Raw genomic sequence first — 25,905 nt, 5'->3', positions numbered from 1 at the left:
CCTGCGACTTATGAAGCAAAATGATATTATTTCAGGCCTGATATTCCACTGGAGAAATTCATGAGCGCGACAGCCCCGCAGGCACCCGCAAGGCCGGTTGGCGCCCAGTATCCAGCCGCGTCGTTACTGCCTGCGTCTTCGGGCTCAGCGCCAGCGGCCACGCCCTTCAACACGCGCATCGACCTCAATCTGCTGCAGGTGCTGCAGGTACTGCTGGAAGAGTGCAGCGTGACGCGCGCGGCGGGCCGTCTGCATCTCTCGCAGTCTGCCGTCAGCAAGAGTCTGGCACGCCTGCGCGTGATGTTTGATGACGCCCTTTTCATTCGCGAACGCCATGGTCTGCGCCCCACGGCGCGGGCCCTGTCATTGCGTGGCGAGCTGGCCGAGCTGCTCTCGCGTCTCGAGAATCTGAGCGCCCCTGCCACCTTCACTCCCGCTACCAGCCAGCGGCGCTTTCAGCTGGCGGTGCTGGAAAGCGCCTGGGCGACCCTGATGCCGTCCTGCACGCGGGCACTGACCGATGCGCTGCCGCATGGCAGCCTCGAGATCAGCCGCTGGCAGGCCGATTGCCTGAGCCTGATGGAAAAGGGCCAGCTGGATATCGGGCTTGCCGGACACGATCACAGCGCCGAGACCCCGGGCGAGCCGCCTGCCCTTCCCGCTGGCTTCCAATCGCGCCTGCTGTGGCGCGACGACCATGTGATTCTAGTGCGGCGTGATCATCCGCTCACGCGGCGCCAGACACCGATGACGCTGAGTGAATTCGCGGCCTTGAGTCATGTCCAGGCCACCTGCGAGGGGCGCTCACGCTGGTCGCTGGATGAGCGGCTGGAGCAGCACGGCGCACCACGCCGCATCAGCGTGCTGGTGCCGGATTTCCGCGATGCCCTGAGCATCGTCGCGCACAGCGAGCTGGTGTTCTGCGCGCCCAGAAGCTTTGCCCAGGCCAGCAGCGAGCTGCACGGGCTGGCGATCCTTGAGCTACCGATGCGCCTGCCCGCGCTCAGCTACCGCTTGATTTGGCATGCCAGCCACGAGCAGGACCCCGGGCACCGCTGGTTGCGACAGTCCCTGCTGACGCATATCCGCAACGCGCATGGGGAAGACGCCGAGGCCGCTGAGCTCTAGAATGGCCCCATTGTGAATTCGCCACCCGCCCTGCGGCACTGGCGCCGATACCCGCACGTCCCATGAGGTTCTGCCATGCGCTCCATCATCCGCCTGTTCTTCCGCACCCTGCGTCTGGTGCTGGCTCCCTTCATGCTGCTCAGCGAGAAGCTGACCCGCGGCAGCGCGCTCGAGCGCAGCCCCGCCCAGCAGGCCGAGGTGGACGCCGAGACGGCCAAGCTGGCGCTGTATCAGTTCTCGACCTGCCCGTTCTGCATCAAGGTGCGCAAGCGCATGCATCAGCTGAATCTGAACGTCGAGCAGCGCGACACCCAGCACAACGCCACTCACCGCCAGGCCCTCGAACAGGGTGGCGGCCGCGTCAAGGTGCCGTGCCTGCTGATCACCCATGACGATGGTCGCGAAGAGTGGATGTACGAATCCGACACCATCAATGCCTACCTGCAGGAGCGCTTCGGCAGCGCGGCCTGACAAGATACCGGCTGATACGACGCAGACCGCAAGAGGCCGCTCTCATGAGCGGCCTCTTGCGGTCTGGTGAGCGCGATCACGCGCGCTTGGGTGTCTCTCTTCTGCTTACCGTCTTGCCCACCTTCTGCCTCTCATCAGGCCAGCGCCTGCGAGACGGATGCCCGCTTGAGGCGAGCCGCCTGGCGCATCTGATCCATCGCCCACACCATCGCCAGCGTCAGCGCGACAGCCCCCAGGGTATGCGCCAGCGCCAGATTCAGCGGCAACCACCACAGCACATTGGCGATCCCCAGGCCTGCCTGCACCAGCCAACACCCCAGCACCCAGCGCCAGGGGTTGTCAGGCGCCGCCGTCCGCGCCGGCAAGTGGCGGCGCTGGCGCCAATACAGCGCCAACAGCACCGCCCCCAGCAGCACGGCCCCGCCACGGTGCGCCATGTGGATGGCCGTGCGCGCCTCACCATGCAGCTGCCCATGCAGATAGCTGGGGCCGACATCCTGGCTCAGGTGGAAGCCCTCTCCCCAGTCCATCGCCGGCCATGCGGCACCATTGCAGGACGGGAAACCTTCACAGGCAAGCCCGGCATAATTGCTCGAGGTCCAGCCCCCCAGGGCCAGCTGCCCCAGCAGCAGAGCCGCAGCCAGAGTGGCCAGCCAGGGCTGACGCCGGATGTTAAGTGCATCAGCCACCACCTTGTGTTGCTCAGCCCTCACCTTGAGGTGCGCCGCCCGCCGTCTGAGTGATAGCCACAGCAACAGCAGCAAGCTCAGTACGCTCAGACCGCCCAGCAGATGCAGCGTCACCACCTGCGGCCACAGCTTCAGCGTCACGGTAAAGGCCCCGAACGCGCCCTGGACCAACAGCATGCCCAACAACAGCCAGCAGCCGGCCAAGGGAAAACGAGTGCGCGCCTCCTCGCCCCAGTGATCAGTCACCTTTGCCTCGCCGCTGCCACCCTCGAAGGCCTGCGACTGATGAGCCTCCCGACGGCGAATCCACCAGCCCAGGGCGAGCAATGCGATGGCCGCAAGCCCGAGCAGACTCGCCGCATAGCGATGGATCATCTCCGCCCACGCCTTGTAGCCTTCAAGCGGATGGTGCGGGCTATGCAGGCTCGCAGTCTGGGCATCCGGCACGACTAGGGCGCCATAACAGCCCGGCCAGTCGGGGCACCCCAGACCGGCGTCCACCAGCCGCGTCCAAGCTCCCAGCCCGATCACCAGAATGACCAGTCCCAGCATGCTGGCGACCAGTCGCTGACTGCTGTGCCACAGGCGTGCCGTCACCCGTCGGCTCGCCGCCTGCCGTGAGACAGGGCCATGCACCAGATCAGACGTCAGCTCAGGCGTCGCCATCGAGAAGGCCTGCGCAGCTGAGGCTTCATCCGTGGTGGCGTGGCGCAGAAATGGCGGGCGAGGCAACAACGCCGCCCCTCGTTGGCGAGCCCGCGAGACGGCGCAGGCCCGCGGTGGATAGCGCTTCTGTATGGCGAGGCGAGACATGGCATATCTCCCTGGTGAAGCGAAAGAAGATCACTCCCGGCCTGGCGAGGCCCGACCTGGCGAGGTCCGGCCTATCGAGGTCCGACCGGATTACGCTTGAGCAGCCGGCGCACATCCTTCATCACGGCCTGCGGCGTGATATCGGGCCCGTAGGCGACCACGACCTGTCCGTGAGGGTCGATCAGGCGTAACTGGTGCGGCGCGGAAGTGGTGTCGTTGGGCGCTGGCCAGCGCCCGAGCGCCCGTTGTTCGCCCGGCACCCAGGGGTGCACAAAGGCCTTTTCAGCCACCACCAGCCGGCCCAGGCGTGGCGCCTCCTTGCCAAGCGCGCGATGCAGGCGCCACCAGCGCTCGGCCTGCGCCGCGGCCAGCTGCGGCTGGTTCGGCTCCGGCCAGCTGAGCCAGAAACGCTGCTCATCCGCGCCTCGCGCGGCCAGCGGCGGCATGCCGGGGGCCTCCTTCGCGCTAACAGCGCCGCCAGTCGCGTTTCCTGTGGCGTTTTCGGTGACGTTGTCAGTGGCGTTCTCTGTAACGAGGTAGTCGAGCGACCAGTCCGTGAGCGGCTTGACCTTTGGCAACAGGGCACCATTTGCCACCCGCCCCTCGGGAATCCCGACCTGTGCGCTCAGCATGGCCCACGCCAAGGGCAGCGGGGCGGACAACAGCCCCAGCAAGGCCACGAGTTTCAGACGCTGTCGCATCACGTGTGTCATCGCTCTCCTCCTGACGACGACTTCCCTGCATGTCCGGGTGTGCGGACAACAGACTCAAGACACAAGCACCAGGCGCTAGGCCTGGCGCTGACGTAGCGCGGACTGGCGTTGACGGCGCGCGCCCAGAACCATCACCACCGTCGCCCCCAGGCTGAGTCCCAGCCACTGCAACGCATAGGCGTAATGACGCTCCGGCGTCATGTTGCTCGGCTGCCACCAGGGCAGGAATCGCCCCTCCCCGCTCGTCTGGTGCAGAACACCCGCAAAGGCCGGCGTGCCCAGCGCCTGCCAGGCGCTCAGATCGACCTGCTGCAGACGCTGCCCCTCGCGGTTGGGGCCGAACAGTGGGCCACCACTGTTGCCTTGACCGTTCAGCCACTGCCAGCGACCACTGATCACCCCGGAGCCTGCCGGGGTCGTGAAGTCCGGGTCGCTGCGCGGGGCCGGCGATGCCACGAAGCCACGCTCCACCAGCCACCAGCGGCCATCCAGCGTTCGGAAGGGCGTGAGCACCGCCACGCCATGGCGCTTGTCCAGCGTGCGGTTGTCCAGCAGCAGGCTGTGCTCCGCGAGCCACTCGCCGCGCAGCTCGATCAGGCTGGCACTGGCGGGCGGTGCCGTCGGCATCACCAGCTCCGGCGCGCTGGCGGTATCCTCCAGATGCTGGGCACGCGCCTGGCCACGCATCACCTGCCAGCTGCACAGACACAGACCGAGCACGATCAGGCATCCCCAGAACAGCCACCAGCCGCGTCCGACCTGGCGCTCCTGCGTCGCCGCCGTTGAAGACGCCTGCGCCGCTGTGGATGACACCTGCGCCGCTGGCGCTGACTTGCGCTTGTCTGCCGGATGAGCTCGACTGTCACAAGCGAGTGCCGTGCTGTGCTCACCCGCCACTGTCTGCGCCCCGGGAGGTGACATGCTGCTCAAATCGCTGATCGCACTGGTCTTTATCGGCATGCTGGCAAGCCTGGTCGCCGGCGCCGGTTTTCTGCTGCGCGATGGCAGCCGCAGTCGACGCCTGCTGACCTCTCTCAAATGGCGGGTTGGCCTGGCAGTGTGTCTGGTGATTCTGCTGGTCATTGGCTTCTCCACCGGAATGCTGGACTGACATCACGCCGCGTGCTGTCAGAACACATAGACGAACAGGAACAGACCGATCCACACCGCATCGACGAAGTGCCAGTACCAGGCAGCCGCTTCGAAGGCGAAGTGACGTTCACTCGAGAAGTGGCCGCGTATCACGCGCACCAGCATCACGATCAGAATCAGGGTGCCGATGGTGACGTGCAGACCATGAAAACCGGTCAGCAGGAAGAAGGTGCCGCCATAGACCCCCGCCTGCAGCGTCAGCCCCAGGTGATGCCAGGCCTCGTAGTATTCGATGCCCTGCAGGGTCAGAAAGCACAGCCCCAGTACCACGGTGCCCGCCAGCCAGTTGCGCGCCGTGCGCCGAAACTCCATCTTCAGCGCTTCATGCGCCACCGTCAGGGTGACGCTGGAACTGACCAGCAACAGCGTATTGGCCAGCGGCAGCTGCCAGGGCGACAGCAGCTCTCTGGGTCCGGCGATGCTGGCATCCGGCGGCGTCATCAGGGGCCAGCTGGCGGTGAAGTCCGGCCACAGCAACGCCGTCACTCCCTTGGCGCCCTCGCCATCGAGCCAGGGCAGCGCGAAGGTTCGCAGATAGAACAGCGCCCCGAAGAAGGCCGCGAAGAACATCAATTCCGAGAAGATGAACCAGGCCATGCCCCAGCGGAACGAGCGGTCCATCTGGTCATCGTAGAGGCCGCCCATCGACTCGCGCACCACATCCCGAAACCAGCCCGCCATCACCAGCACCACGGCCAGCAGGCCGATGCCTGACAACCAGGCGGCGCTGCCATGCACCATCCAGATTCCGGTCCCGATCATCATGCCGCCCACCGCCAGCACGCCGAAGATGGGCCAGGCACTGTGGGCCGGGACGTAATAGCTGCCACTGCTCATGTTTCACCTCCTGCAGAATGCTCTGCACCATCGTCCCCCGCGGATGACGGCGTCGTGACCGGATAGAGCGTGTACGCCAGGGTCAGATCACGAATGCCCTCCGGAAGGTCAGGGTCGACTTGAAAGACCAGCGGCAGCTCGCGCCGCTCGCCTGCTGCCAGCGTCTGCTCCTGGAAGCAGAAGCACATGATCTTGCGCAGATGCAGTGAGCCCTCGGCAGGACTGACACTGGGGACCGCGCGGCCACGCACCGGGTAATCGGCGTGATTGGTGAACACGAAGCGCGCGCTGTACTGGCCACCGGGGTGGATGCGGAACTGCTCATCCAGCGCCTCGAGTGTCCACGGCAGGCCCTGCCCCTGCTGGGTGATGAAGCGCACCGAGACCCAGCGGCTCTCGTCGATCTCCATGGCCACCGCGGCCCTGGCCTGACTGGCGGCCTTGCCATTCAGCCCGGTGAGATTGCAGAAGACGTCATAGAGCGGCACCAGCGCGAAGGCGAAGCCCAGCATCGCGACCAGCGCCAGCAGCGTGCGCCGCACGGTACGTGCCACTGCCTGTTGCTGTGCTGCGTGATCGCGTGAGGGCATGTCACTCTCCTGGCCGCTGTCCATCGCTCAGCGGATGATCTGGCCATCGCGGGTCTGCGGAGGAATCTCGAAGGTATGCAGCGGCGCCGGGCTCGGCACGCTCCACTCCAGGTCCACCGCGCCCTCCCAGGCACACGCCGGCGCCCTGACACCGCCGCGCGCGCACTTGACGATCACGACCAGGAACAGCAGCTGCGAGATACCGAACAGGAAGGCGCCGATGCTGGACAGCATGTTGAAGTCGGCGAATTGCAGCGCGTAATCCGGGATGCGGCGCGGCATGCCGGCCAGCCCCGAGAAGTGCATCGGGAAGAAGGTCAGGTTGACGCCGATGACCGACAGCCAGAAATGCCACTTCGAGAGCCCCTCGTGGGGATAGAAGCCGGTCCACTTGGGCAGCCAGTAGTAGGCTCCGGCGAGAATCGCGAACAGCGCGCCGGGCACCAGCACATAGTGGAAATGCGCCACCACGAAGTAGGTGTCGTGGTACTGGAAATCCGCCGGGGCGATGGCCAGCATCAGCCCCGAGAAGCCGCCGATGGTGAACTGGACGATGAAGGCGATCGCAAACAGCATCGGGGGCTCGAAGCTGATGGAGCCGCGGAACATGGTGGCGATCCAGTTGAAGACCTTCACGCCGGTCGGCACCGCGATCAGCATCGTCGTGTACATGAAGAACAGCTCCGCCACCAATGGCAGGCCGACGGCGAACATGTGATGCGCCCAGACCAGGAAGGACATGATCGCGATGGAGCCGGTGGCGTAGACCATCGAGGCGTAACCGAACAGCCGCTTGCGCGAGAAGGTCGGCACGATGGCGGACACGATGCCGAAGGCCGGCAGGATCATGATATAGACCTCGGGATGCCCGAAGAACCAGAACAGATGCTGGAACAGCACCGGGTCGCCGCCACCGGCGGCATTGAAGTAGCTGGTGCCGAAGTTGATGTCGAACAGCATCATGGTGATGGCACCCGCCAGCACCGGCATCACCGCGATCAGCAGGAAGGCGGTAATCAGCCAGGTCCAGACGAACAGCGGCATGTCCATCAGGCGCATGCCCGGGGCACGCAGATTGAGGATGGTGGCGATGATGTTGATGGCGCCGAGAATCGAGCTGATGCCGGCGATGTGCAGCGAGAAGATGAAGAAGCTGGTCGAGGGCGGCGCATAGGTGGTGGACAGCGGCGCGTAGAAGGTCCAGCCGAAGTTGGGGCCACCGCCCTCCATCAGCAGGGTGGAAAGCAGCAACAGGAAGGCGACCGGCAACAGCCAGAAGCTGAAGTTGTTGAGGCGCGGCAGCGCCATGTCGGGCGCGCCGATCTGCAGCGGAATCATCCAGTTGGCCAGCCCGGTGAAGGCCGGCATGATGGCGCCGAACACCATGATCAGCCCGTGCATGGTGGTCATCTGGTTGAAGAACTCCGGCTGCACCATCTGCAGGCCGGGCTGGAACAGCTCGGTGCGGATCACCAGCGCCATGATGCCGCCGATGAACAGCATGCTCAGCGAGAAGATCAGATAGAGGGTGCCGATATCCTTGTGATTGGTGGTCAGCAGCCAGCGCAGCATGCCGCGCGGCGCGCTGCCGTGGCCCTCGCCCACATGAGCGCCGCCTGCGGTGGCCCCCTCGCTCTCGCTGGCCTGAAGTACCGCCTTGCGTGGCTGTTCACTGGCCATGACACGCCTCCTGAATGCGTCGCTTGCACGCTATTGAGACAGCTGTTCCTTGATGACGGCTGGCTGCACCAGCTCGCCGGTATCGTTGCCCCAGGCGTTGCGCTCATAGGTGATGACAGCCGCCAGCTCGACCGGGCTCAGCACATCGGCGAAGGCCGCCATGGGCGTGCCCGCCTTGCCGTTGACCACGATATCGATGTGCGCCTGCATGTCCTGGGTGACGATGGCACTGCCCACCAGCGAGGGGAACGCCGGCGGCATGCCCTGGCCATCCGGCTGGTGGCAGGAGGCGCAGATGGTGGCGTAGGTCTTCTCGCCCTTCTCCATCAGCTCCTCGAGGCTCCAGTCACGACCGGCATCGTTGAGCGCGGCCTCGGCTTCGGCCTTGCGCGCGATCAGCCATTCATCGAACTCGGCCCCCGGCAACGCCTCGACCACCACCGGCATGAAGCCGTGGTCCTTGCCGCACAGCTCGGTGCACTGGCCACGATAGGTGCCGGGGGTCTCGATACGCGTCCAGGCCTCATTGATGAAGCCGGGAATGGCGTCCTTCTTGACGCCGAAGTCCGGCACCCACCAGGAGTGGATGACGTCGGCGGAGGTGGTCAGGAAGCGCACCTTGCGATTGATGGGCAACACCAGCGGGTTGTCGACTTCCAGCAGGTAATGCTCGCCCTTGGTGGCGGTGTTGTTGATCTGCTCGCGCGGGGTCGCGAGGCTTGAGGTGAAGGCGACATCCTCGCCCAGATACTCGTACTGCCAGCGCCATTGATGGCCGGTGATCTTCACGTCCAGCGCCGACTCGGAAGCGTCGTACATGTCCTTGAGCGTGGCGGTGGCAGGCACCGCCATCACCACCAGGATCAGCAACGGGATGGCGGTCCACAGAATCTCGATACGGGTATTTTCATGGAAGCTTGCCGATACCGCACCGCGTGACTTGCGGTGCTTGATCATCGCGTAGCCCATCACACCGAATACCACGATGCCGATGACCACACAGATCCAGAAGATGATCATGTGCAGCGAGTGGATCTCGCGGCTGACCGCGGTGACCCCCACCGGCATGTTGTATTCGACTGCCAGCACCGAAGGGGAAAGGGCTGTCAGTGACAAGGTCGTCAGTGACAGGGTCGTCACTGTGCGTCGCAAGCGCAGACGCATTGGCCTGGTGACACGGGAAAGGCATTCCGCGATCCATGACATCGGCGCCTCCTTGTCATTGTTATCGAGAGCCTCACCCAGATGACGGCGCTGAGCGGCTCCCCGTGCTCCGACTTGCTTCGAGTATAGAAGAGCTTGGCGGAACACAAGGTCGCGTGGATCAACCCACTGATACTCCTTGGTCGCAAGGCAGAGCGAGGCAAAAACGGCTACCCCGCGCGTGATGCCGCCTGAGCACAAGGCGGTGGCGCGCTTCTGCGTTCAGTCCACGCATGAAGGCGGCGATTGAGTCATTGCCAAGAAGTCGGCTGGCGACATGCCGGCGCGCGGCGGGGCGACCAATGGCGAAGTTATATGCGCATTTATCGATGTTAGCGTCACGCCGATCTGCACCAGTGTGTTGAAAGTCTTGCTTGAAAGCCCTGACGGAAGGTCTTGCTCGGCGGACGCTCGACAGCGGCATATCGACCTGACAACCAGCACACGCCAGCACGTCCTACTCAATCCATCACCACGCCCCTCGGAATCTGCCATGAACGCCATCTGGCTTGCCCTGTTCGGCTGCGTTGCCTTCGCCATCGGCTATCGCTTCTATTCCCGCTTTCTGGCCGAACGCATCTTCCGCCTCGACCCGAATTTCGTGACGCCAGCCCATGCGCTGCGCGATGACACCGACTACCTGCCCACCAATCGTTGGGTGCTGTGGGGTCACCATTTCACTTCGGTGGCGGGAGCAGCCCCCATCGTCGGTCCGGCGATCGCCGTCTACTGGGGCTGGCTGCCGGCCGTGCTGTGGGTCGTGCTGGGCAGTCTGTTCGCGGCAGGCGTGCATGATTTCGGCACCTTGACGCTGTCGGCACGTCATCGCGGCCAGTCGGTGGGCACCCTGGCGGACAAGCTGATCGGCAAGCGTGCCAAGCTGCTGTTTCTGTTCATCATCCTGATTCTGGTCCTGATGCTGAACGCGGTATTCGCCTGGGTGATCGCCAATCTGTTCATCAACTTCCCGGCCAGCGTGCTGTCGGTGTTGATCCAGATTCCGCTGGCGGTATGGATCGGCCATCGCGTCTATCGTCGTGGCGGCAAGATGTTGATTCCCTCGCTGCTCGCGCTGATGGTGATGTATGCCGCCGCCCTGCTGGCGGGTCAGTTCGAGTTCCTGCAGATCGATCTGGCCGGTGCCTTCACCGCCATGGCCGGTGGCGAGGATGGCAGCTTGTTGTTCGGCCTTTCGCCCATCTCCAGCGCCTTCCTGGTGTGGATCATCGCGCTGATGAGCTATGTCTACATCGCGTCGGTACTGCCGGTCTGGAAGCTGCTGCAGCCACGCGACACCATCAACTCTCACCAGCTGGTGGTCGGGCTGGTACTGCTGTATCTGGGACTGGCCGTAGGTGGCCCGCAGCTGACGGCGCCGGCCTTCAACGCCGATGCCGAGATGTCCTTCTACCCGCTGCTGTTCATCACCATCGCCTGCGGCGCCATCTCGGGCTTCCACGGTCTGGTTGCCTCCGGCACCACCTCCAAGCAGCTGTCCCATGAACCGGATGCGCGCCTGATCGGTTACTCCGGTGCGCTGGGCGAAGGCATGCTGGCGCTGATTTCCATCATCGCGGTGGCGACCCTGTTCGCAACCCAGGCCGACTTCACCGCAACCTATTCAAGCTTCGCCGCGGCGGGTGCCAATGGCCTCTCGAGCTTCGTTCAGGGGTCCGGTCAGCTGATCTCGCACCTCGGCCTGCCCGCCAACGTCGGCAGTACGCTGGTCGCGGTCATCGTAGTCAGCTTTGCGGCGACCACGCTGGACTCCGCCGTGCGCCTGATGCGCTACATCATCGCGGAACTGGGCAGCGAATACGGCATGCCAGCGCTCAGCCACAAGCATGTCGCCACCAGCATCGCCGTCATCGCCAGTGCCGCGCTGGTCATCCTGCCGCAGGGGCCCAAGGGTTTCGGTTCCGGCGGCTACCTGCTGTGGCCGTTGTTCGGCACCAGCAATCAGCTGCTGGCGGGTATCTCGCTGATGCTGGTGTCGGTGTGGCTCAAGCGTCAGGGCCGCCCTGTCATCTATACCCTGGCCCCGATGGTCTTTTTGATGATCATGACGCTGTGGGCGATGGTGCAGCAGGTGGTGCTGGATTGGTCGGGCATGGGCAGCAACGACCCGCAATGGCTGCTGTTCACCTTCGGCAGCCTGATCATGGTGTTCGCGCTGTGGATCCTGCTCGAAGCCAGCCGCAGCCTGAAGTCTCCCGCCCGGGTGAGCGCTCATGAGAGCTGATGACGATACCCGGTTGGCGTCATCACCCCGCCAGCCGGGTCTGACACGGCGCCTGCTGACAGGCGCCATTCAGCTGCGGGATGGCTGGGAGGCCATGCTGCGCGTCAACCAGCAGCGCGATCTGGCGCAGCTTGCCCGTGAGGAGGAGGACATCTTCATGATGATGAGCTTCGCGGAGCTGATGGGCATCCCCAATCCGGCGCCTGCCGTCTCGGTGGAGATGCTGCCGCTGATGCTGGAACGCATGCATGACTGGCACCTGCGTCAGGGGCTTGAGCATTCACCGCTGGAGGGCATCAAGTGCTGTTGAGCAGGCTGTGGAAACGCGCGTCATCCCGCACGGCGAAAGATACGGCTGTCTGGGCAGGCACTCAGCCGTCAGCGGCTCACGAGACTCACGAGACTCACGAGGCTCACGAGGCTCACACTCACCAGTCTGGCCTAGCGCCGGGGCAAGCCGAGATATCCAAGCACCCCGAGATCTGGTTCTTCGGTGGCAAGGGCGGTGTCGGCAAGACCAGCTGCGCGGCGGCCCAGGCGCTGGCACTGGCGGAGAAAGGCGAAGCGACCCTGCTGGTGTCGACGGACCCAGCGCACAATCTCGGCGATCTGTTCGGTACGGTCGGTGGCAAGCCCTACAACATCGCGCCGCGCCTCGACGTGATGGAACTGGACCCCGAACGGGAATGCGACCGCTACCTGGAGGCGGTCCGCCAGCGGATCGCCCCCCTGGTAAGTGGCGAGCGCAGTGCCACCGTGATGCGCCAGCTCGAGCTGTCACGCCACGCCCCCGGCACCAGTGAAGCGGCACTCTTCGATGCGCTGGTGGAGATCATCCTGACTCCGCCAGCCCCGCTGGAAGATGAAGCCCCACACTATCGCCATATCCTGTTCGATACGGCCCCCAGCGGGCACACCATTCGCCTGCTGAGTCTGCCTGAAGTGCTGGGCGGCTGGCTGGAGGGCATGCTGGGCCAACGAAGGCGCGCCATCGCCGAACGCAGCCTGTGGCTGGACAGTCAGCAGGCATCAGAGACGCCAGGCGAAGAAGCGCCGGAAGACCCGATCAGCGAGGCGCTGGAGCAACGCCGTACGCGCTACGCAGCATTGCGTCAGCGCTTGAGCGATACCCGCCGGGCGCGCGTGATTCTGGTCAGCACGCCGGAGAAGCTGCCGTGTCTGGAGACGACCCGAACACGAGAGGCGCTGGAAGCTCATGGTTTGGCCGTCGGCGGCTTGATCATCAATCAGTGCCTGCCGGAGCCCGCCTCGCAAGGGGCTGGCAAGTCCCTCTCAGCGACCCACGAGCCGCAGGCTGACTGGGTCGCGACCTGGCGAGAACAGCAACGACACTGGGCCGCCAGACTGGAGGAGGCCTTCGCTGATCGCCCGCGCCTGCGTCTGCTGCGCCAACCAGAGCTGCCGGAGGACCGCGCAAGCCTTGCCCCGCTGGTGGCGCAATTTACGGCGTTCCGCCCCTGGTCACCCGCCCCTGCCGCGTCCTCTTGCGGTTGCGCTGCTCCCGCCAGATGACTCGAGAGGTCGCCCTGCTCTTAAGCTCTTAAGTTCCTCAGCACTTCAGCGCTCGAGCTCTTCCGCTCTTTCGCCCTCCCGCTTCCCCGCTCTCCCGCTCTCCCGCTCTCCCGACCTCACGCTGATCCGTCATGTGCTGACGACATGCATTCGCGTACAGGGCGGGGGAGTTCATCATTCAGACACTTCGATCTGATAACTTATTCAGAATTTGCGCATATTGATGCACCATCACTGCCCTGGCCTCACCTGACTTGTGCACGCACCTTGCGTGAGGCGAGGCATGTGCACGCCTGCGGGCATGGCAAGCGAATTGCATTGTCTTGCATCCCCCTCCAAGGCGTTCAGAATGCTGCTCACATGGCAACAATCTGTTGCAACAGGGTGCGCAATAACTGCACAAAACAACCATACAGTCGCCTCGCCATTCCGATAGAATAGCGGGCTAAATATCTTCCTCATCATGACATCGTTGCTTTGACCTGCCGCGCCTGCGGTGAGTCACAATGTGGCGATAGTGACGCACTTCAGCCCCTGAATTTCGTAAAGGACGCTCCATGGCCCCGACTTCCCCCAGTCAATCCCGCTTGCAGAGACACCCATTGGCTTTCAATGCCCGCCGCCTCGGCCTGCTTCCGGCAAGCCTGCTGCTGGTCGGTGCCCTGCTGGCCGGCTGTAGCGGCGACAAGGAGGAGGCTGGCCAAGGCTCCGCCGCAGGCGCCAGCCAGGCCGCTCAGGTCGATGTCGTCACCGTCACTGCCCAGGATGTGCCGCTCACCAGCGAACTTCCGGGCCGCACGCGTGCCTATCAGATCGCGGAAGTGCGTCCGCAGGTCGGTGGCATCATCGAATCGCGCGACTTCACCGAAGGCAGTGACGTCGAGGAAGGTCAGGTGCTCTATCACATCGATTCGCGCACCTATCGCGCCGATGTCGAGAGCGCCAAGGCGAGCCTGGCGCGTGCCGAGGCGAGCCTCAACACCTCAAGCCTCAAGGCCAAGCGCTACAAGAATCTCGTCGCACGCAAGATGGTCAGCCAGCAGGATTATGACGATGCCGTGGCCACCGTCGGCGAAGACCGTGCCGATGTCGCCTCGGCCAAGGCCGCGGTATCCAGCGCGCAGATCAACCTGGATTACACCAAGGTCACCTCACCGATCAGTGGTCGTATCGGCAAGTCCAGCGTCACCAAGGGCGCACTGGTCACGGCCAGTCAGGAAACCAGCCTGGCCACCGTCCAGCAGCTGGACCCCATCTATGTCGACCTGACCCAGTCCGCCACCGAAGTGCTGCGTCTCAAGCGTGAGCTGGGCGAGAATCGCGATGCCGCCACCGCACCGGTCCAGACGGAAGTCGAGCTGGTGATGGAAGACGGCAGCGTCTATGGCGCCAAGGGCAAGCTGCAGTTCGCGGATGTCACTGTCGACCAGGGGACCGGCATGGTCACGCTGCGCGCACTGTTCCCCAACGAAGATGAGCTGCTGCTGCCGGGCATGTTCGTGCGTGCCCGTCTGACCGAAGCCGTTGCCAAAGATGCCATCCTGATTCCGCAGAAGGCCGCGAGCCGTGACAGCACGGGCCAGGCCAGCGTGATGACGGTCAATGCCGAGAACAAGGTCGAGGCCAAGCAGGTCGTGATCGGTCAGGCCATCGACAATCAGTGGCTGGTGACCAGCGGCCTCGACAGCAATGACAAGGTCATCGTCAGCGGTCTGCAGAAGATCAAGCCGGGTGCCACGGTCGAGATCGCCTCGGACGAGACAGGCACTGACCAGAACGCCGCACCTCAGTCGCGGACTGCTGCCAGCAGCGACTCCTCGGAAAGTGAACAGGCCAAGGCCGGCGATAGCCAGTAAGCCTGCCCCCGCTTTTCGCGCCACTGTCGCCAGTCAGACGAGAGACGCTTCTCGTGTGACTGGCGACCGTCCCGAACGACGTTCCAGGAGCCTCAAACGTCATGGCCAGATTCTTCATCGATCGCCCTATCTTTGCCTGGGTGCTCGCCATCATCGTGATGCTGGGGGGTATCTTCAGTATCCTCAAGCTACCGATCGAGCAGTATCCCTCGCTGGCCCCTACCAGCATCACCATTCAGGCCACCTACTCCGGTGCCTCCGCCCAGACGGTGGAAGACACGGTGACCCAGGTCATCGAGCAGCAGATGAACGGCATCGACAATCTGCTGTACATGAGCTCGACCTCGGACTCCCAGGGCAACGCCAGCATCGAGCTGAGCTTTGACACCGGCACCGACCCCGACATCGCCCAGGTTCAGGTACAGAACAAGCTGCAGCTGGCCACTCCGCGCCTGCCGCAATCCGTACAGAACCAGGGTGTCTCGGTCACCAAGTCCTCCGGCAGCTTCCTGATGGTCGCGGCCTTCGTCTCTGACGATGGCAGCATGACCAAGCAGCAATTGACCGACTATGTCGCCTCCGACATCCAGGATGAGGTCGCGCGTGTCCAGGGCGTCGGCGAGACCCAGCTGTTCGGCGCGCCGGGGGCCATGCGTGTCTGGCTCGACCCGCAGAAGCTCAACAACTTCAAGCTGACCACCAGCGACGTCACCACGGCCATCAGCACGCAGAACAACCAGATCGCCTCGGGCCAGCTGGGCAATCTGCCGGCGGAAGAAGGCCAGCAGCTCAACGCCACCATCGTGGCGCAGACCCTGTTTGAAACGCCGGAGCAGTTCGGCAACATCCTGCTCAAGACCCAGGAAGATGGCTCTCAGGTCTATCTGCGTGACGTCGGCCGCGCCGAGAAAGGCGCCGAGACCTACAGCACCGTCAGCCGCTACAACGGCAAGCCTGCTGCAGGCCTGGGGATCAAGCTGGCCTCGGGCGCCAACGCGCTGGACACCGTCCAGGCCGTCAAGGACCGCCTCGATGAACTGTCCGCCTACTTCCCGCCGGGCATGAGCTTCAAGGTCCCGTACGACACCTCGCCCTTCGTCAAGATCTCCATCGAAGAAGTGGTGATGACACTGCTGGAAGCCGTGGCACTGGTCTTCCTGGTGATGCTGCTGTTCCTGCAGAACTTCCGCGCCACCCTGATTCCGACCATCGCGGTACCGGTCGTGCTGCTGGGCACCTTCGGGGTGCTGGAAGTGCTGGGCTTCTCCATCAATACCCTGACGATGTTCGCCATGGTGCTCGCCATCGGGCTATTGGTCGACGATGCGATCGTGGTGGTGGAAAACGTCGAACGCGTCATGCACGAAGAGAAGCTCTCGCCACTGGAAGCGACCCGCAAGTCGATGGGCCAGATCACCGGCGCACTGGTGGGTATCGGCCTGGTGCTGTCATCCGTGTTCATTCCGATGGCCTTCTTCCCCGGCACCACCGGTGCGATCTTCCGTCAGTTCTCGGTGACCATCGTCTCAGCGATGACGCTGTCCGTACTGGTGGCATTGATCCTGACGCCGGCCCTGTGCGCCACCCTGCTCAAGCCGACCAAGGAGAAGACCACCGGCTTCTTCGGCCTCTTCAACCGGGTCTTCGATCGCTCCAACGCGCGCTACCAGAAAGGCGTTGGCGGCATGCTCAAGCGCACCGGTCGCTCGATGCTGGTCTATGCATTGATCGTCGTCGGCTGTGGCGTGGTATTCACGCGCATCTCGACCGGCTTCCTGCCGGATGAGGATCAGGGCTATCTGTTCAACCAGGTCATCCTGCCGGTGGGCTCCACTCAGGAGCAGACCCTCGAGACGCTGGAAAAGGTCGAGCATCACTTCCTGGTCGATCAGGAAGATGCGGTTCAGGAAATGTTCGACGTCGCCGGCTTCAGCTTCGCCGGTCGCGGTCAGAACATGGGCCTGGCCTTCATCAACCTGAAGCCGTGGGATGAGCGCGAGCGCGATTCCTTCAGCGTGGTCAGTGAAGCACAGAGCTACTTCGGCACCTTGAAGGAAGCCCTGGTCTTCGCCATCAACCCGCCGCCGATCATGGAGCTGGGCAACGCCAGCGGCTTCGACATGATGCTGGTCGACCGTGGCGGCATCGGCCACAAGGCACTGACCGATGCGCGCAACCAGCTGCTGGGCATGGCGGGCCAGAATCCGGCCGTGACCGGCCTGCGCCCCAATGGTCTGGAAGACAGCCCGCAGTTCACGCTCAACATCGATGAACTCAAGGCGACGGCGATGGGTGTCTCGCTGTCAGAGGTCTACTCGACGCTTTCCACGGCGTGGGGCTCGACCTACGTCAATGACTTCCTCGACGAGGGTCGTACCAAGAAGGTCTATGTGCAGGCGGAAGCCAGTGCCCGCATGCAACCGGAAGACCTCAAGAAGTGGTACGTACGCAACACCTCCGGCGAGATGGTGCCGCTGAGCGCCTTCATCAACGGCGAGTGGACCTACGGGTCGCCGCAGCTGGAACGCTACAACGGCGTCTCCTCGATGGAACTGCTGGGACAGGCGGCACCGGGTTACTCCACCGGTGAGGCCATGCAGGCCATGGAAGAAATGGTCAGCCAGCTCAACAATGGCGTCGCGCTGGAATGGACCGGCATCTCGCTGCAGGAATCGCAGAGTGGTGGCATGGCACCGTATCTGTATGCCATCTCGCTGGTCTTCGTCTTCCTGTGTCTGGCCGCGCTGTATGAGAGCTGGAGCATTCCGTTCTCCGTCATGCTGGTGGTACCGCTGGGGGTGCTGGGTGCCCTGCTTGCCACCTGGATGCGCGGACTCGACAATGACGTCTACTTCCAGGTCGGCCTGGTGACGACCATCGGGCTCTCGGCCAAGAACGCGATCCTGATCGTCGAGTTCGCCAAGGACCTTGAAGTGCAAGGTCGTTCGCTGATCGATGCCACCATGGAAGCCGTGCGCATGCGCCTGCGCCCGATCCTGATGACCTCGCTGGCCTTCACCCTGGGTGCCGTGCCACTGGCCATCTCGACGGGTGCGGGTGCCGCCAGCCGTCACGCCATCGGCAACGGCGTGATCGGCGGGATGATCTCGGCCACGGTGCTGGCGATCTTCCTGGTGCCGGTCTGCTATGTGGTCGTGCGCCGCCTCTTCGGTGAGCCGAAAGACCTCAAGCGAGCCCACGAAGCGGCCCGCCAGGAGGATGACCTTGTCTGATCTCTGATCACGACAGAAGCCTCATTGCTGTCACATTGCGTGACGGCCCTGCACGCCGCCCTCTCCGGGCGGCGTGCCTGTTTGCAGGCTGGCAAAAAAGCCGTGCTCACGCGGCAAGCATTGAGTGCCATCAGCCTTTTGCGGCATCATGCTACTATCGAACACTGTTTGCCTGCGCAGGCCTGGTGCTTCCACAGCTCCCATACCTTCGCAGGGCCGCGTGTGCATGGGGCCAGACCGCTGACGGCGCATCCTCGAGAGCGCTTCCCTAAAAGCGCAGCCGCAGGCGTGGTCAAGCCGCGACTGACAACGCCTCTGCGCATGCCCCGAACACGCGTGGCACGGCGATACACCACCCGATCCCGCTGGAGCGACATGCCTCGTCCCCTTGCTGCCCTGCGCCGCTACACCCGGCGTACCTTTGAAACCCGTGATCCGCCGCAGGTGTTCGCGCCTGTCACGTCAGGCGTGTCACGGCGGCGGATGCGTGCCTGCGAGTGCTGCGACCTCGTCGTGGCACTGCCGGCGCTCAAGGCCGGCGAGCGCGCCCGCTGCCCGCGCTGCGATCATCTGTTCGCCCAGCGCCACGCCCATGCCGTGCAACGCACCCTGGCACTGGCGATGGCGTGCCTGGTGATGCTGGTGCTGACGCTGCCCTTCGAGTTCATCGCCTTTGCCACCAGTGGCATCTCGGCAAGCCTCAGCCTGATCGATACGCCCGCCGCCCTGACGGCCGAGTCCTATCCTTCCCTGGCCGTGCTGCTGATCCTGACCATCGTGATGCTGCCGGCGCTCTACCTGCTGGGCGTCATCTACACCCATGCGGCCATCGGGTTGAAACTGCCCTTGCCGGGCATTCGCGGCATTGCGCGCACCCTGAGCCACCTGCGCCCGTGGATGATGGCGGATGTGTTTCTGGTCGGCGTGATGGTGAGCCTGGTCAAGATCGCCGGCATGGCCGATATCAGTTTCGGCCCTTCCTTCTGGGCGTTCTGCGCCTTCGCCCTGCTGATGACCAAGACGCTGGCCAGCATCGATGGGGATCGCATGTGGTTCGCGCTGGCGGGCGAGCCAGCTGCCCCCAGCGGGACGTTGCCGGGCATCGGCGCCGCCTTGCAGGGACTGGCCAGTTGCCATAGCTGCGGCCTGATCAACGCCTGCGGTGAACGGGAAGCGCACACCCACTGCCGCCGCTGTGGCGACCCTGTCCATCAGCGCAAGACGCAGAGCCTGCAGCGCACCTGGGCGTGGCTGATCGCGGCGGCGATTTTGTACATCCCCGCCAACCTCTTCCCGATCATGACCACGGTCAGTCTCGGGGAGAATGACCCGCAGACGATTGCCGGTGGCATCGTGGTGCTCTGGTCACATGGTGACTGGCCCATCGCGATGGTCATCTTCATCGCCAGCATCCTGGTGCCGGCCTCGAAGATGATCGCCATCGCCTGGCTATGCATCAGTGCCCAGCGCCCCGAGGTGCAACATGCGCGAGCACGGGTGACCCTGTACCGCATCACCGAATATGTCGGGCGCTGGTCAATGGTCGATGTCTTCGTGGTGGCGCTGCTGGCCGCGCTGATCCAGCTGGGCGCGCTGATGTCGGTCCACCCGGGGCCCGCGGCGCTGTCCTTTGCCTGCGTGGTGGTGCTGACGATGCTGTCGGCGTTGAGCTTCGACCCACGCCTTGTCTGGGACACCGAGACGGAGAAGGCGATGATGGCGAACACGCTGTTCGGTGATCTGCCGCTGACGCCGCTGACGGGCTCCGCGTCTCTTGCTTCGTCCTCGCAGACCACGCCTCCGTTCACGACGCCATTCACGACCCCGAATGCCTCCCGCAATCCCCCTTCCGCTGCCGCCTCACAGGATGACTTATGAGTGATGATTCTCGCGCACGTCGTGAAAGTCGACGCCGCCTTTCGCCGATCTGGATAGTCCCGATCGTGGCCCTGCTGATCGGCGCCTGGATGGTGTGGCACAACTACTCCAGCCGTGGCCCGCTGATCACGATCGAAATGGAGACGGCGGAAGGTATCGAGGCGGGCAAGACCCTGATCAAGACCCGGAATGTCGAGGTCGGCAAGGTCGAATCCGTGCGTCTGTCGGACAACCTCGACAAGACCATCGTCACCGCGCGCATGTCCAAGGACAGCGAGCGCATGCTCAATGCCGACTCGCGGCTCTGGGTCGTGAAGCCGCGCATCGGTCGTGAGGGCATCAGTGGCCTCAACACCGTGCTGTCGGGGGCCTATATCCAGCTTCAGCCCGGCGACAGTCGCGATGAGGAGGATCACTTCGTGGCGCTGGAGCAACCGCCGGTGACGACGCAGGACGCCAAGGGACTGCGTATTGACCTCACCAGCAACGATGGCAGCGTGCTCTCCGACGGCGACCCCGTCACCTACGAAGGCTTCGTGGTCGGGCGCGTGGAATCCAGCGAGTTCCGCCCCAGCGAGAAGGAAATGCACTACACCCTGTATATCGACTCGCCCTACCATGAGCTGGTGACCTCCACCACGCGCTTCTGGTCCACCAGCGGGGTCAGCCTGCGCCTGGATTCCCAGGGCCTGCAGGTCGATGTCGGGTCACTGGAAAGCGTACTGAGCGGCGGGGTGGCCTTCGGCATTCCCGAAGACCTGCCGCGTGGTCGTCCGGTGGTCGAGAACACCTCCTTCACGCTGTACTCCGACCAGGAAGAGGCCCGTGAAGGCAGCTTCCACCAGGCCATCGACTACGTGATCATGGTCGACGATACCGTGCGTGGCCTGTCGCGCGGCGCGCCGGTGGAATTCCGCGGCGTGCGCCTTGGCACCGTGGTCAGCGTGCCCTATCGCCTGACCCACCAGCGCGTGCGGACGCTGTCGAGCTTCGAGATTCCGGTGCTGATTCGCATCGAGCCCGAACGCCTCGAGGGGCAAGTGGATGATGAAGGCGTGGCGCAGTGGAAGAAGCGCCTCGAGCGCCTCTTCAAGCGTGGCATGCGCGCGACGCTGAAATCCGGCAACCTGCTAACCGGCGCCCTGTTCGTCGATCTCGACTTCTATGACAACCCGCCGCCCTACAAGGCCGATACCTTCGATGATATCGAGGTCATGCCGAGCGTCTCGGGAGGCCTGGCGCAGATGGAAGCCAAGCTCAATGCCCTGCTCGACAAGCTCAATGCACTCGATGTCGAGCCGGTACTGAGCAACCTGAACAAGACGCTGTCGGCCTCCGAGAGTCTGGTCAAGCGCCTCGACAAGACGGCTGGTCATGTCGACAGCCTGCTGGGTTCCGAGGCGGTACAGAAACTGCCGGGCGATATCAGCACCAGCATCGACAACCTCAATCGCACCCTGGATGGTCTGACACCGGATTCTTCCGCCTACCGCAAGCTGGAAGGCGATCTCGAACGACTGGACCGTGTGCTCAAGAAGGCGGAACCGCTGCTCGACACGCTGGAGAAGAATCCCTCCAGCCTGATCTTCGACAAGCCGACCACTCGCGATCCGATTCCAAGGGCCCAATGATGACGACAGCCATGAGTCTCTCGACCCGCACAGCCGCCATGCCGCAAGCGTGCAGCGCGTCTGCCTCACCGCGCACTTCAACGTCGCACAAGGGCCGCTTCGGCGGCCTGATGGCAGGCTTGCTGATGCTCGGCACACTGGCGGGCTGCACGACTGCCGCCACCGGTGGCGCCTACCTGCTGCCGCAAACGACACAGGCTGATGCCGCCCAGCGCAGCGTTGCCGCCGATGCCCCTCTGCTGGAAGTGATGCCGGTGCAACTGGCCAGCTACCTGGAAGGCGGCAGTCTGGTCTATCAGACGGATGACATCACGCTGGTACAGGCCAGCCAGAACCTGTGGGCCGATGACCTGCAGGACATGCTGACCCGCCAGCTGCTGACGCAGCTCAAGGCCAGCCCCGCCCAACCGCTGAGCCAGTACCGTATCGCGGACACCAGCCTGAGCGGCCTCAAGGGCGCACGCCTGAGCGTAAGCCTGGATCGCTTCATCGGCCGCCACGATGGCCAGTCCGTCATCACCGGTCGCTGGCGCCTGCGCGGCGTGGATGGCAGCGTGCTGGAGGAAGGCGACATCCAGACACTGACTCCCCTGACGGATGACGGCTATCCGGCGCTGGTCAATAGCCTGGGCGAAGGCTGGCGTGTGACCGGCGAGCAGTTGGCACGCGAGATCGCCAAGGCACTGCCGGCCACGGCGGATGCCAGCTGACGACCTGACGGTCTGACAGAACAGGGCGCGACTGGATGCCCAAAAAGCTGGATACCCAGAAAGCTGGATGTCCAAAAAAAGAAGACCCCCGACGGATTCTGTCGGGGGTCTTCTTGTCTGGCGGTTAGCTGGCCTCAGCCTTGCTGGGGCAGTACCAGCTCACCGTCACGGATCTCGAAGCGCTTCACGTCCGGCTTGTCCTCGAGACGCACGGTGCGGGTCTCGTCACCCATGTCGACCTTGACGTCGTAGCCGACCACCTTGTCTGACGCGTCCTGCACCGTTTCGCAGCGCTGTTCGGTCGTGGTGTAGGTGTCGCCCTTCTTCATCTGGCCCTGGATCTGGTTGCCGGCATAACCGCCACCCACGGCACCCGCGGCTGTCAGCACCTTCTTGCCATTGCCACCGCCAAACTGATTGCCCACCACACCGCCGACGATCGCGCCGACGGCCGTGCCGACGACATTGTGGGTGTCCTTGCTGGGCGCCTGATGCGTCACGGTCTCGTTGTGACAGACCTCGCGCGGAGTGGTCACGGTTTCCGTCACGGCATCCACCGCCACGATATCGGCATATTCAGGGCCTGAGTTGCTGGCCGTATAGCTGCCGATCGCCACTCCACCGCCAATGCCCAGTGCAGCCACGATCGCGCCAATCAGGATGGACTTGTTCATGCGTGTTCTCCTCACCGAATAGTGTTGCAGCCTGGCTCGTCGGCCAGTCAGCCACGCCCCTGGATGACACTTTAGGGGCTGGCCGCTGCGTTCGGAGAGTAATCTAACACTGTTCGATAAACTCGGTAATGTGGCAACTTCACCACCCGGTCGTCGCCATTTCGCAACATCGGACATGGAAAAGACGGGTTCTACGCTAGATCATGCCTTATATTAGCAATTTCTTGGCAAGCAGACTTCCGGCCAGAAAACCCCGCTCATCGTCATGGCGCTGACGCGGGCTGTACGAGTCGGACAGGACGAACAGGGCCGGTGCGAGCGCCTCAGCACGCACCGGCCCTTGCCTTGATGGCCCTGACCGCAAGTCACTCAGTCCAGCTGATTGGCCGTGATGGACACGGCTTCATCGTTGCAGAACTGCACGCGGACATCTTCCCACCAGTTCAGCAGACGGCAGGACGTGTCATCGGCAATCGTCTCGCTGATATCACTGGGCTTGCCCAGCAAAGAGATGGCCTGAGCCTCGCTCATGCCCTGCACCAGATAGCCATCATCCAGCGCTGAACGAATGCGGTACTGGCGCTGACTCTCCTCACGTGCAGCCAGGGCACGCTCCTTCTCACGCGCCAGGCGCTGTGCGGTCGGGTCTTCGCCTGAAGTCTCTTCTATCACGTCAGCGGCGGGCACCACCGTCAGCGAATCATCCAGCGTGACGGGGGTATCGCCCTGCTGGCAAGGCTGCTGCTGCCAGGTGGGCACCCCCGACTGCACACAGCGAAAGATGCTGTTGTTGGCCTTGGCGGCAGGCGGCAGAGAAGGTGTCGCAGGGTCGGCAATCACTTGCGCCCGAGACGCCTGCCCGTCACTCGAAGACGCTGCAGCATTCGGCGACTCCTCCGCCTGAACCGCCGCAAGCGGCATACCACTGACCAGCGTCGCCACCAGCAGTCCCCGCAAGAGCCGGCGCGACATCTGGCGTGAAACGCTGCCACAGGAATCCATCATCAACTTGTCTCTCCGCTTGGTGAGAGCGTGGATCACGCACGGATATCACGCCCAATGAAATGAAATGGCAAAGCCATCATCCTTGCGTCAGCGCTTCCACTGATAGACCTCATCGGCGGTCTGCACATCGTCATGGTGACTGACATCAGAGCGGCTGGGGGTCGAGGCCGCTTCGCCTGATCCATCGCCCGGAGTGTCCAATGGCGGCATGCCTGGCATGGCCAGCCTGTCGTGGCTGTGGCCGTGATCGGGGCGGTGGTCGTGATCAGGCGGCTCGATCTGATCGAGACTGGCTGCGCCGTGATCGGGCGTATCCCAGACGGTGACCACCCGATTGCGCCCTTCGCGCTTGGCACGGTACATGGCCTGATCGGCACGCTGCAGAAGGTCCGGCAGCAGTGATTCCGCGCAAGCGGCCGGTCCGCCCTGGGCCACCCCGATACTGATGGTGACCCGCAGCAGCTGGCCGTTGCTCAGTGTGAAGGCACGACTGTTGATCGAGAGCAGCAAGCGTTCGGCTGCGTGCTGGAGGCCTTCTCTGTCCTCCGTCGGGCACAGGGCCACGAACTCTTCTCCCCCCTGGCGACACAACTGGTCACTGCCGCGCAGGTGGTGACGCAGCCGTTGCGTCAGCTCTATCAGCACCTCATCGCCAATCGCATGCCCTTGCGTATCGTTGATGGCCTTGAAGTGATCGACATCGATCATCAGCACTCCCAGGCCACCACGACTCAGCAGACGCGGCCCCTCTTCCAGCAAGGCAAAACGAGACAGCGCCCCCGTCAACTGGTCATGACGCAAGTCACGACGGTAACGCTTCTCGCGCTGCTCAGCCTCCCACCCGATCTGCACGGCCACCACCGCGATGAAGGTGACGGAAATCACCAGGTTGACGACACTGGCCAGCGACATGAACTCGTAGGAGACGATATAGACCGGGCTGGTGAGATATTGGGCGCCGATATAGAACAGCAGCAGGACACCACTGAACAATAGCCGTTGAATGCGTGACAAGGACGCGATACAGATGAAGAAGATGGCGACGATATGGAAATACTCGAAGCCACCCTCGGCGCCGAACTGGTATTCCCACCATGCCGCCTTGGCTGACATCGGCACTACCAGCAACAGCAACGCGGTATTCATGTACCCCTTGCGGTGGAACATGATGGCCAAGACGTTGAGCAGGACGCCGATGACATTGATCACCACCGGCTGCGGATAAGGCTGCAGGCCCAGCAGAGCGAAGTAGCCCAGCTGACAGCCGAGCGCACTGATATAGATCCACATGAACAACTGATAAAGCACGAGGTGCCGCTCAGCCAGCCCCGCCGGAGCTGGCCACCGCCACTTCATGTTTACCGTGCGCAAGACACCCTGCCGACTTCCCGCTTTGCGACGGCGATCTGCTTTCGCCATGATTCCTTCCTCATTTATGGCACTTCCCTTGTGCCCCCGCTGCACGCTACCTGATGATTTGACCTGCTCAATTCTATCTCACGCTGCTGTACCAAACGTGACAGCCACTTTCATTGCGCACCCTACAAGGCATGCAGCGCAGCCAGGCACATGGCCCGCGATGCACCGCAAGCTGTACTCTTCGACACTAGCAATTCCGCCTGAACGGCGTGACTCACGTAGTAAGGTCGTGAGCGTGAAGCATCAGCAATCTCGAGGATCAGCAGTCGAAGATTCTCACAAAGTGGGCCTTGTGGGTGACTTGCAGAGTAGTTCAGAGAAGATTTAAGCCCTAGATTCAGTCGTGATGATGACCGGGCTGGAAAAAGTCCGTGACCAGTCAATGGTACTCTTGAGCATGGCAATGCTGACATCTCGCCACCAGCCTGCATGACCCGGACCACCTGAC

21 protein-coding genes are annotated in these 25,905 nt (G+C 63.6%); 11 read left to right on the top strand and 10 right to left on the bottom strand.

From position 1 onward, the window contains the following. Positions 1-60 precede the first annotated feature (60 nt). Both R2R70_RS01635 and R2R70_RS01630 read left to right on the top strand, forming a co-directional pair. Positions 61-1,128 (top strand): LysR family transcriptional regulator, encoded by a 1,068-nt coding sequence (locus R2R70_RS01635; protein ID WP_410977040.1) that lies wholly within the window; start codon positions 61-63, stop codon positions 1,126-1,128. A gap of 75 nt (positions 1,129-1,203) precedes the next feature. Further along, positions 1,204-1,599, top strand: a complete 396-nt coding sequence (locus tag R2R70_RS01630; protein WP_043337063.1) for a glutaredoxin family protein — start codon at positions 1,204-1,206, stop codon at positions 1,597-1,599. 134 nt (positions 1,600-1,733) lie between these two features. On the opposite strand, the gene R2R70_RS01625 is transcribed toward R2R70_RS01630, so the two are convergent. The 3 genes from R2R70_RS01625 to R2R70_RS01615 form a co-directional block, all read right to left on the bottom strand. Continuing rightward, positions 1,734-2,840, bottom strand: coding sequence for a COX15/CtaA family protein (locus R2R70_RS01625; RefSeq protein WP_410977320.1), 1,107 nt, complete (start codon positions 2,838-2,840; stop codon positions 1,734-1,736). A 332-nt stretch (positions 2,841-3,172) separates the two neighbouring features. Continuing rightward, positions 3,173-3,814 carry a hypothetical protein gene (locus R2R70_RS01620; RefSeq protein ID WP_410977039.1) on the bottom strand — a complete coding sequence of 214 codons (642 nt, stop codon included), beginning with the start codon at positions 3,812-3,814 and terminating at the stop codon, positions 3,173-3,175. Between the two features lie 75 nt (positions 3,815-3,889). Continuing rightward, complete coding sequence (locus tag R2R70_RS01615) at positions 3,890-4,735, bottom strand: SURF1 family protein (RefSeq protein WP_410977038.1); 846 nt, start codon at positions 4,733-4,735, stop codon at positions 3,890-3,892. Here R2R70_RS01615 and R2R70_RS01610 point away from each other — a divergent pair. Then, entirely contained in the window at positions 4,734-4,925 is a 192-nt protein-coding gene (locus R2R70_RS01610; protein ID WP_043337068.1) for a DUF2909 domain-containing protein, read from the top strand. The genes R2R70_RS01615 and R2R70_RS01610 overlap by 2 nt on opposite strands. Positions 4,926-4,942: 17 nt before the next feature. Here R2R70_RS01610 and R2R70_RS01605 read toward each other — a convergent pair whose 3' ends face one another. From R2R70_RS01605 to coxB, 4 genes are read right to left on the bottom strand one after another with little or no spacing between them, the layout of a single operon-like run. Further along, entirely contained in the window at positions 4,943-5,803 is an 861-nt protein-coding gene (locus R2R70_RS01605) for a cytochrome c oxidase subunit 3 (RefSeq protein ID WP_131431479.1), read from the bottom strand. Continuing rightward, positions 5,800-6,393, bottom strand: a complete 594-nt coding sequence (locus R2R70_RS01600) for a cytochrome c oxidase assembly protein (protein ID WP_107335292.1) — start codon at positions 6,391-6,393, stop codon at positions 5,800-5,802. Before R2R70_RS01600 ends, R2R70_RS01605 begins: the two co-directional genes overlap by 4 nt. Positions 6,394-6,420: 27 nt before the next feature. Next, positions 6,421-8,073, bottom strand: a complete 1,653-nt coding sequence (gene ctaD, locus R2R70_RS01595) for a cytochrome c oxidase subunit I (protein WP_107335293.1) — start codon at positions 8,071-8,073, stop codon at positions 6,421-6,423. 30 nt (positions 8,074-8,103) lie between these two features. Further along, a complete protein-coding gene (gene coxB / locus R2R70_RS01590) occupies positions 8,104-9,279 on the bottom strand; it encodes a cytochrome c oxidase subunit II (protein ID WP_410977037.1) in 1,176 nt (391 codons plus the stop codon). Positions 9,280-9,769: 490 nt separating this feature from the next. On the opposite strand from coxB, the gene R2R70_RS01585 reads away from it, so the two are divergent. The 8 genes from R2R70_RS01585 (at position 9,770) to R2R70_RS01550 (ending at position 22,359) form a co-directional block, all read left to right on the top strand. After that, a complete protein-coding gene (locus tag R2R70_RS01585) occupies positions 9,770-11,518 on the top strand; it encodes a carbon starvation protein A (RefSeq protein WP_410977036.1) in 1,749 nt (582 codons plus the stop codon). Continuing rightward, positions 11,508-11,828 carry a cory-CC-star protein gene (locus R2R70_RS01580; protein ID WP_410977035.1) on the top strand — a complete coding sequence of 107 codons (321 nt, stop codon included), beginning with the start codon at positions 11,508-11,510 and terminating at the stop codon, positions 11,826-11,828. Before R2R70_RS01585 ends, R2R70_RS01580 begins: the two co-directional genes overlap by 11 nt. Next, a complete protein-coding gene (locus tag R2R70_RS01575) occupies positions 11,819-13,051 on the top strand; it encodes an ArsA family ATPase (protein WP_410977034.1) in 1,233 nt (410 codons plus the stop codon). The genes R2R70_RS01580 and R2R70_RS01575 overlap by 10 nt, the downstream gene beginning before the upstream one ends. Before the next feature lie 557 nt (positions 13,052-13,608). After that, a complete protein-coding gene (locus tag R2R70_RS01570; RefSeq protein WP_410977033.1) occupies positions 13,609-14,907 on the top strand; it encodes an efflux RND transporter periplasmic adaptor subunit in 1,299 nt (432 codons plus the stop codon). Positions 14,908-15,008: 101 nt separating this feature from the next. After that, positions 15,009-18,140, top strand: a complete 3,132-nt coding sequence (locus R2R70_RS01565) for an efflux RND transporter permease subunit (RefSeq protein WP_054554968.1) — start codon at positions 15,009-15,011, stop codon at positions 18,138-18,140. 375 nt (positions 18,141-18,515) lie between these two features. Continuing rightward, positions 18,516-20,018 carry a PqiA/YebS family transporter subunit gene (locus tag R2R70_RS01560; RefSeq protein ID WP_410977032.1) on the top strand — a complete coding sequence of 501 codons (1,503 nt, stop codon included), beginning with the start codon at positions 18,516-18,518 and terminating at the stop codon, positions 20,016-20,018. After that, a complete protein-coding gene (pqiB, locus tag R2R70_RS01555; protein WP_410977031.1) occupies positions 20,015-21,649 on the top strand; it encodes an intermembrane transport protein PqiB in 1,635 nt (544 codons plus the stop codon). The genes R2R70_RS01560 and pqiB overlap by 4 nt, the downstream gene beginning before the upstream one ends. An 11-nt stretch (positions 21,650-21,660) precedes the next feature. Continuing rightward, positions 21,661-22,359: a membrane integrity-associated transporter subunit PqiC gene (locus R2R70_RS01550; protein ID WP_410977030.1), complete on the top strand. Its 699-nt coding sequence runs from the start codon at positions 21,661-21,663 to the stop codon at positions 22,357-22,359. A gap of 134 nt (positions 22,360-22,493) precedes the next feature. On the opposite strand, the gene R2R70_RS01545 is transcribed toward R2R70_RS01550, so the two are convergent. The 3 genes from R2R70_RS01545 to R2R70_RS01535 form a co-directional block, all read right to left on the bottom strand. After that, on the bottom strand, positions 22,494-23,033 hold the full coding sequence (locus R2R70_RS01545; RefSeq protein ID WP_043331847.1) for a glycine zipper 2TM domain-containing protein: 540 nt from the start codon (positions 23,031-23,033) through the stop codon (positions 22,494-22,496). A 369-nt stretch (positions 23,034-23,402) separates the two neighbouring features. Further along, on the bottom strand, positions 23,403-24,038 hold the full coding sequence (locus R2R70_RS01540; RefSeq protein ID WP_410977029.1) for a hypothetical protein: 636 nt from the start codon (positions 24,036-24,038) through the stop codon (positions 23,403-23,405). 87 nt (positions 24,039-24,125) lie between these two features. Continuing rightward, positions 24,126-25,328 (bottom strand): GGDEF domain-containing protein, encoded by a 1,203-nt coding sequence (locus R2R70_RS01535; RefSeq protein ID WP_410977028.1) that lies wholly within the window; start codon positions 25,326-25,328, stop codon positions 24,126-24,128. Between the last annotated feature and the right edge of the window lie 577 nt (positions 25,329-25,905).

This window comes from Cobetia sp. SIMBA_158 (assembly GCF_046566945.1).
In the GTDB taxonomy this organism is placed as follows: domain Bacteria; phylum Pseudomonadota; class Gammaproteobacteria; order Pseudomonadales; family Halomonadaceae; genus Cobetia; species Cobetia amphilecti.
This window is presented reverse-complemented; position numbering and strand designations above follow the sequence as displayed.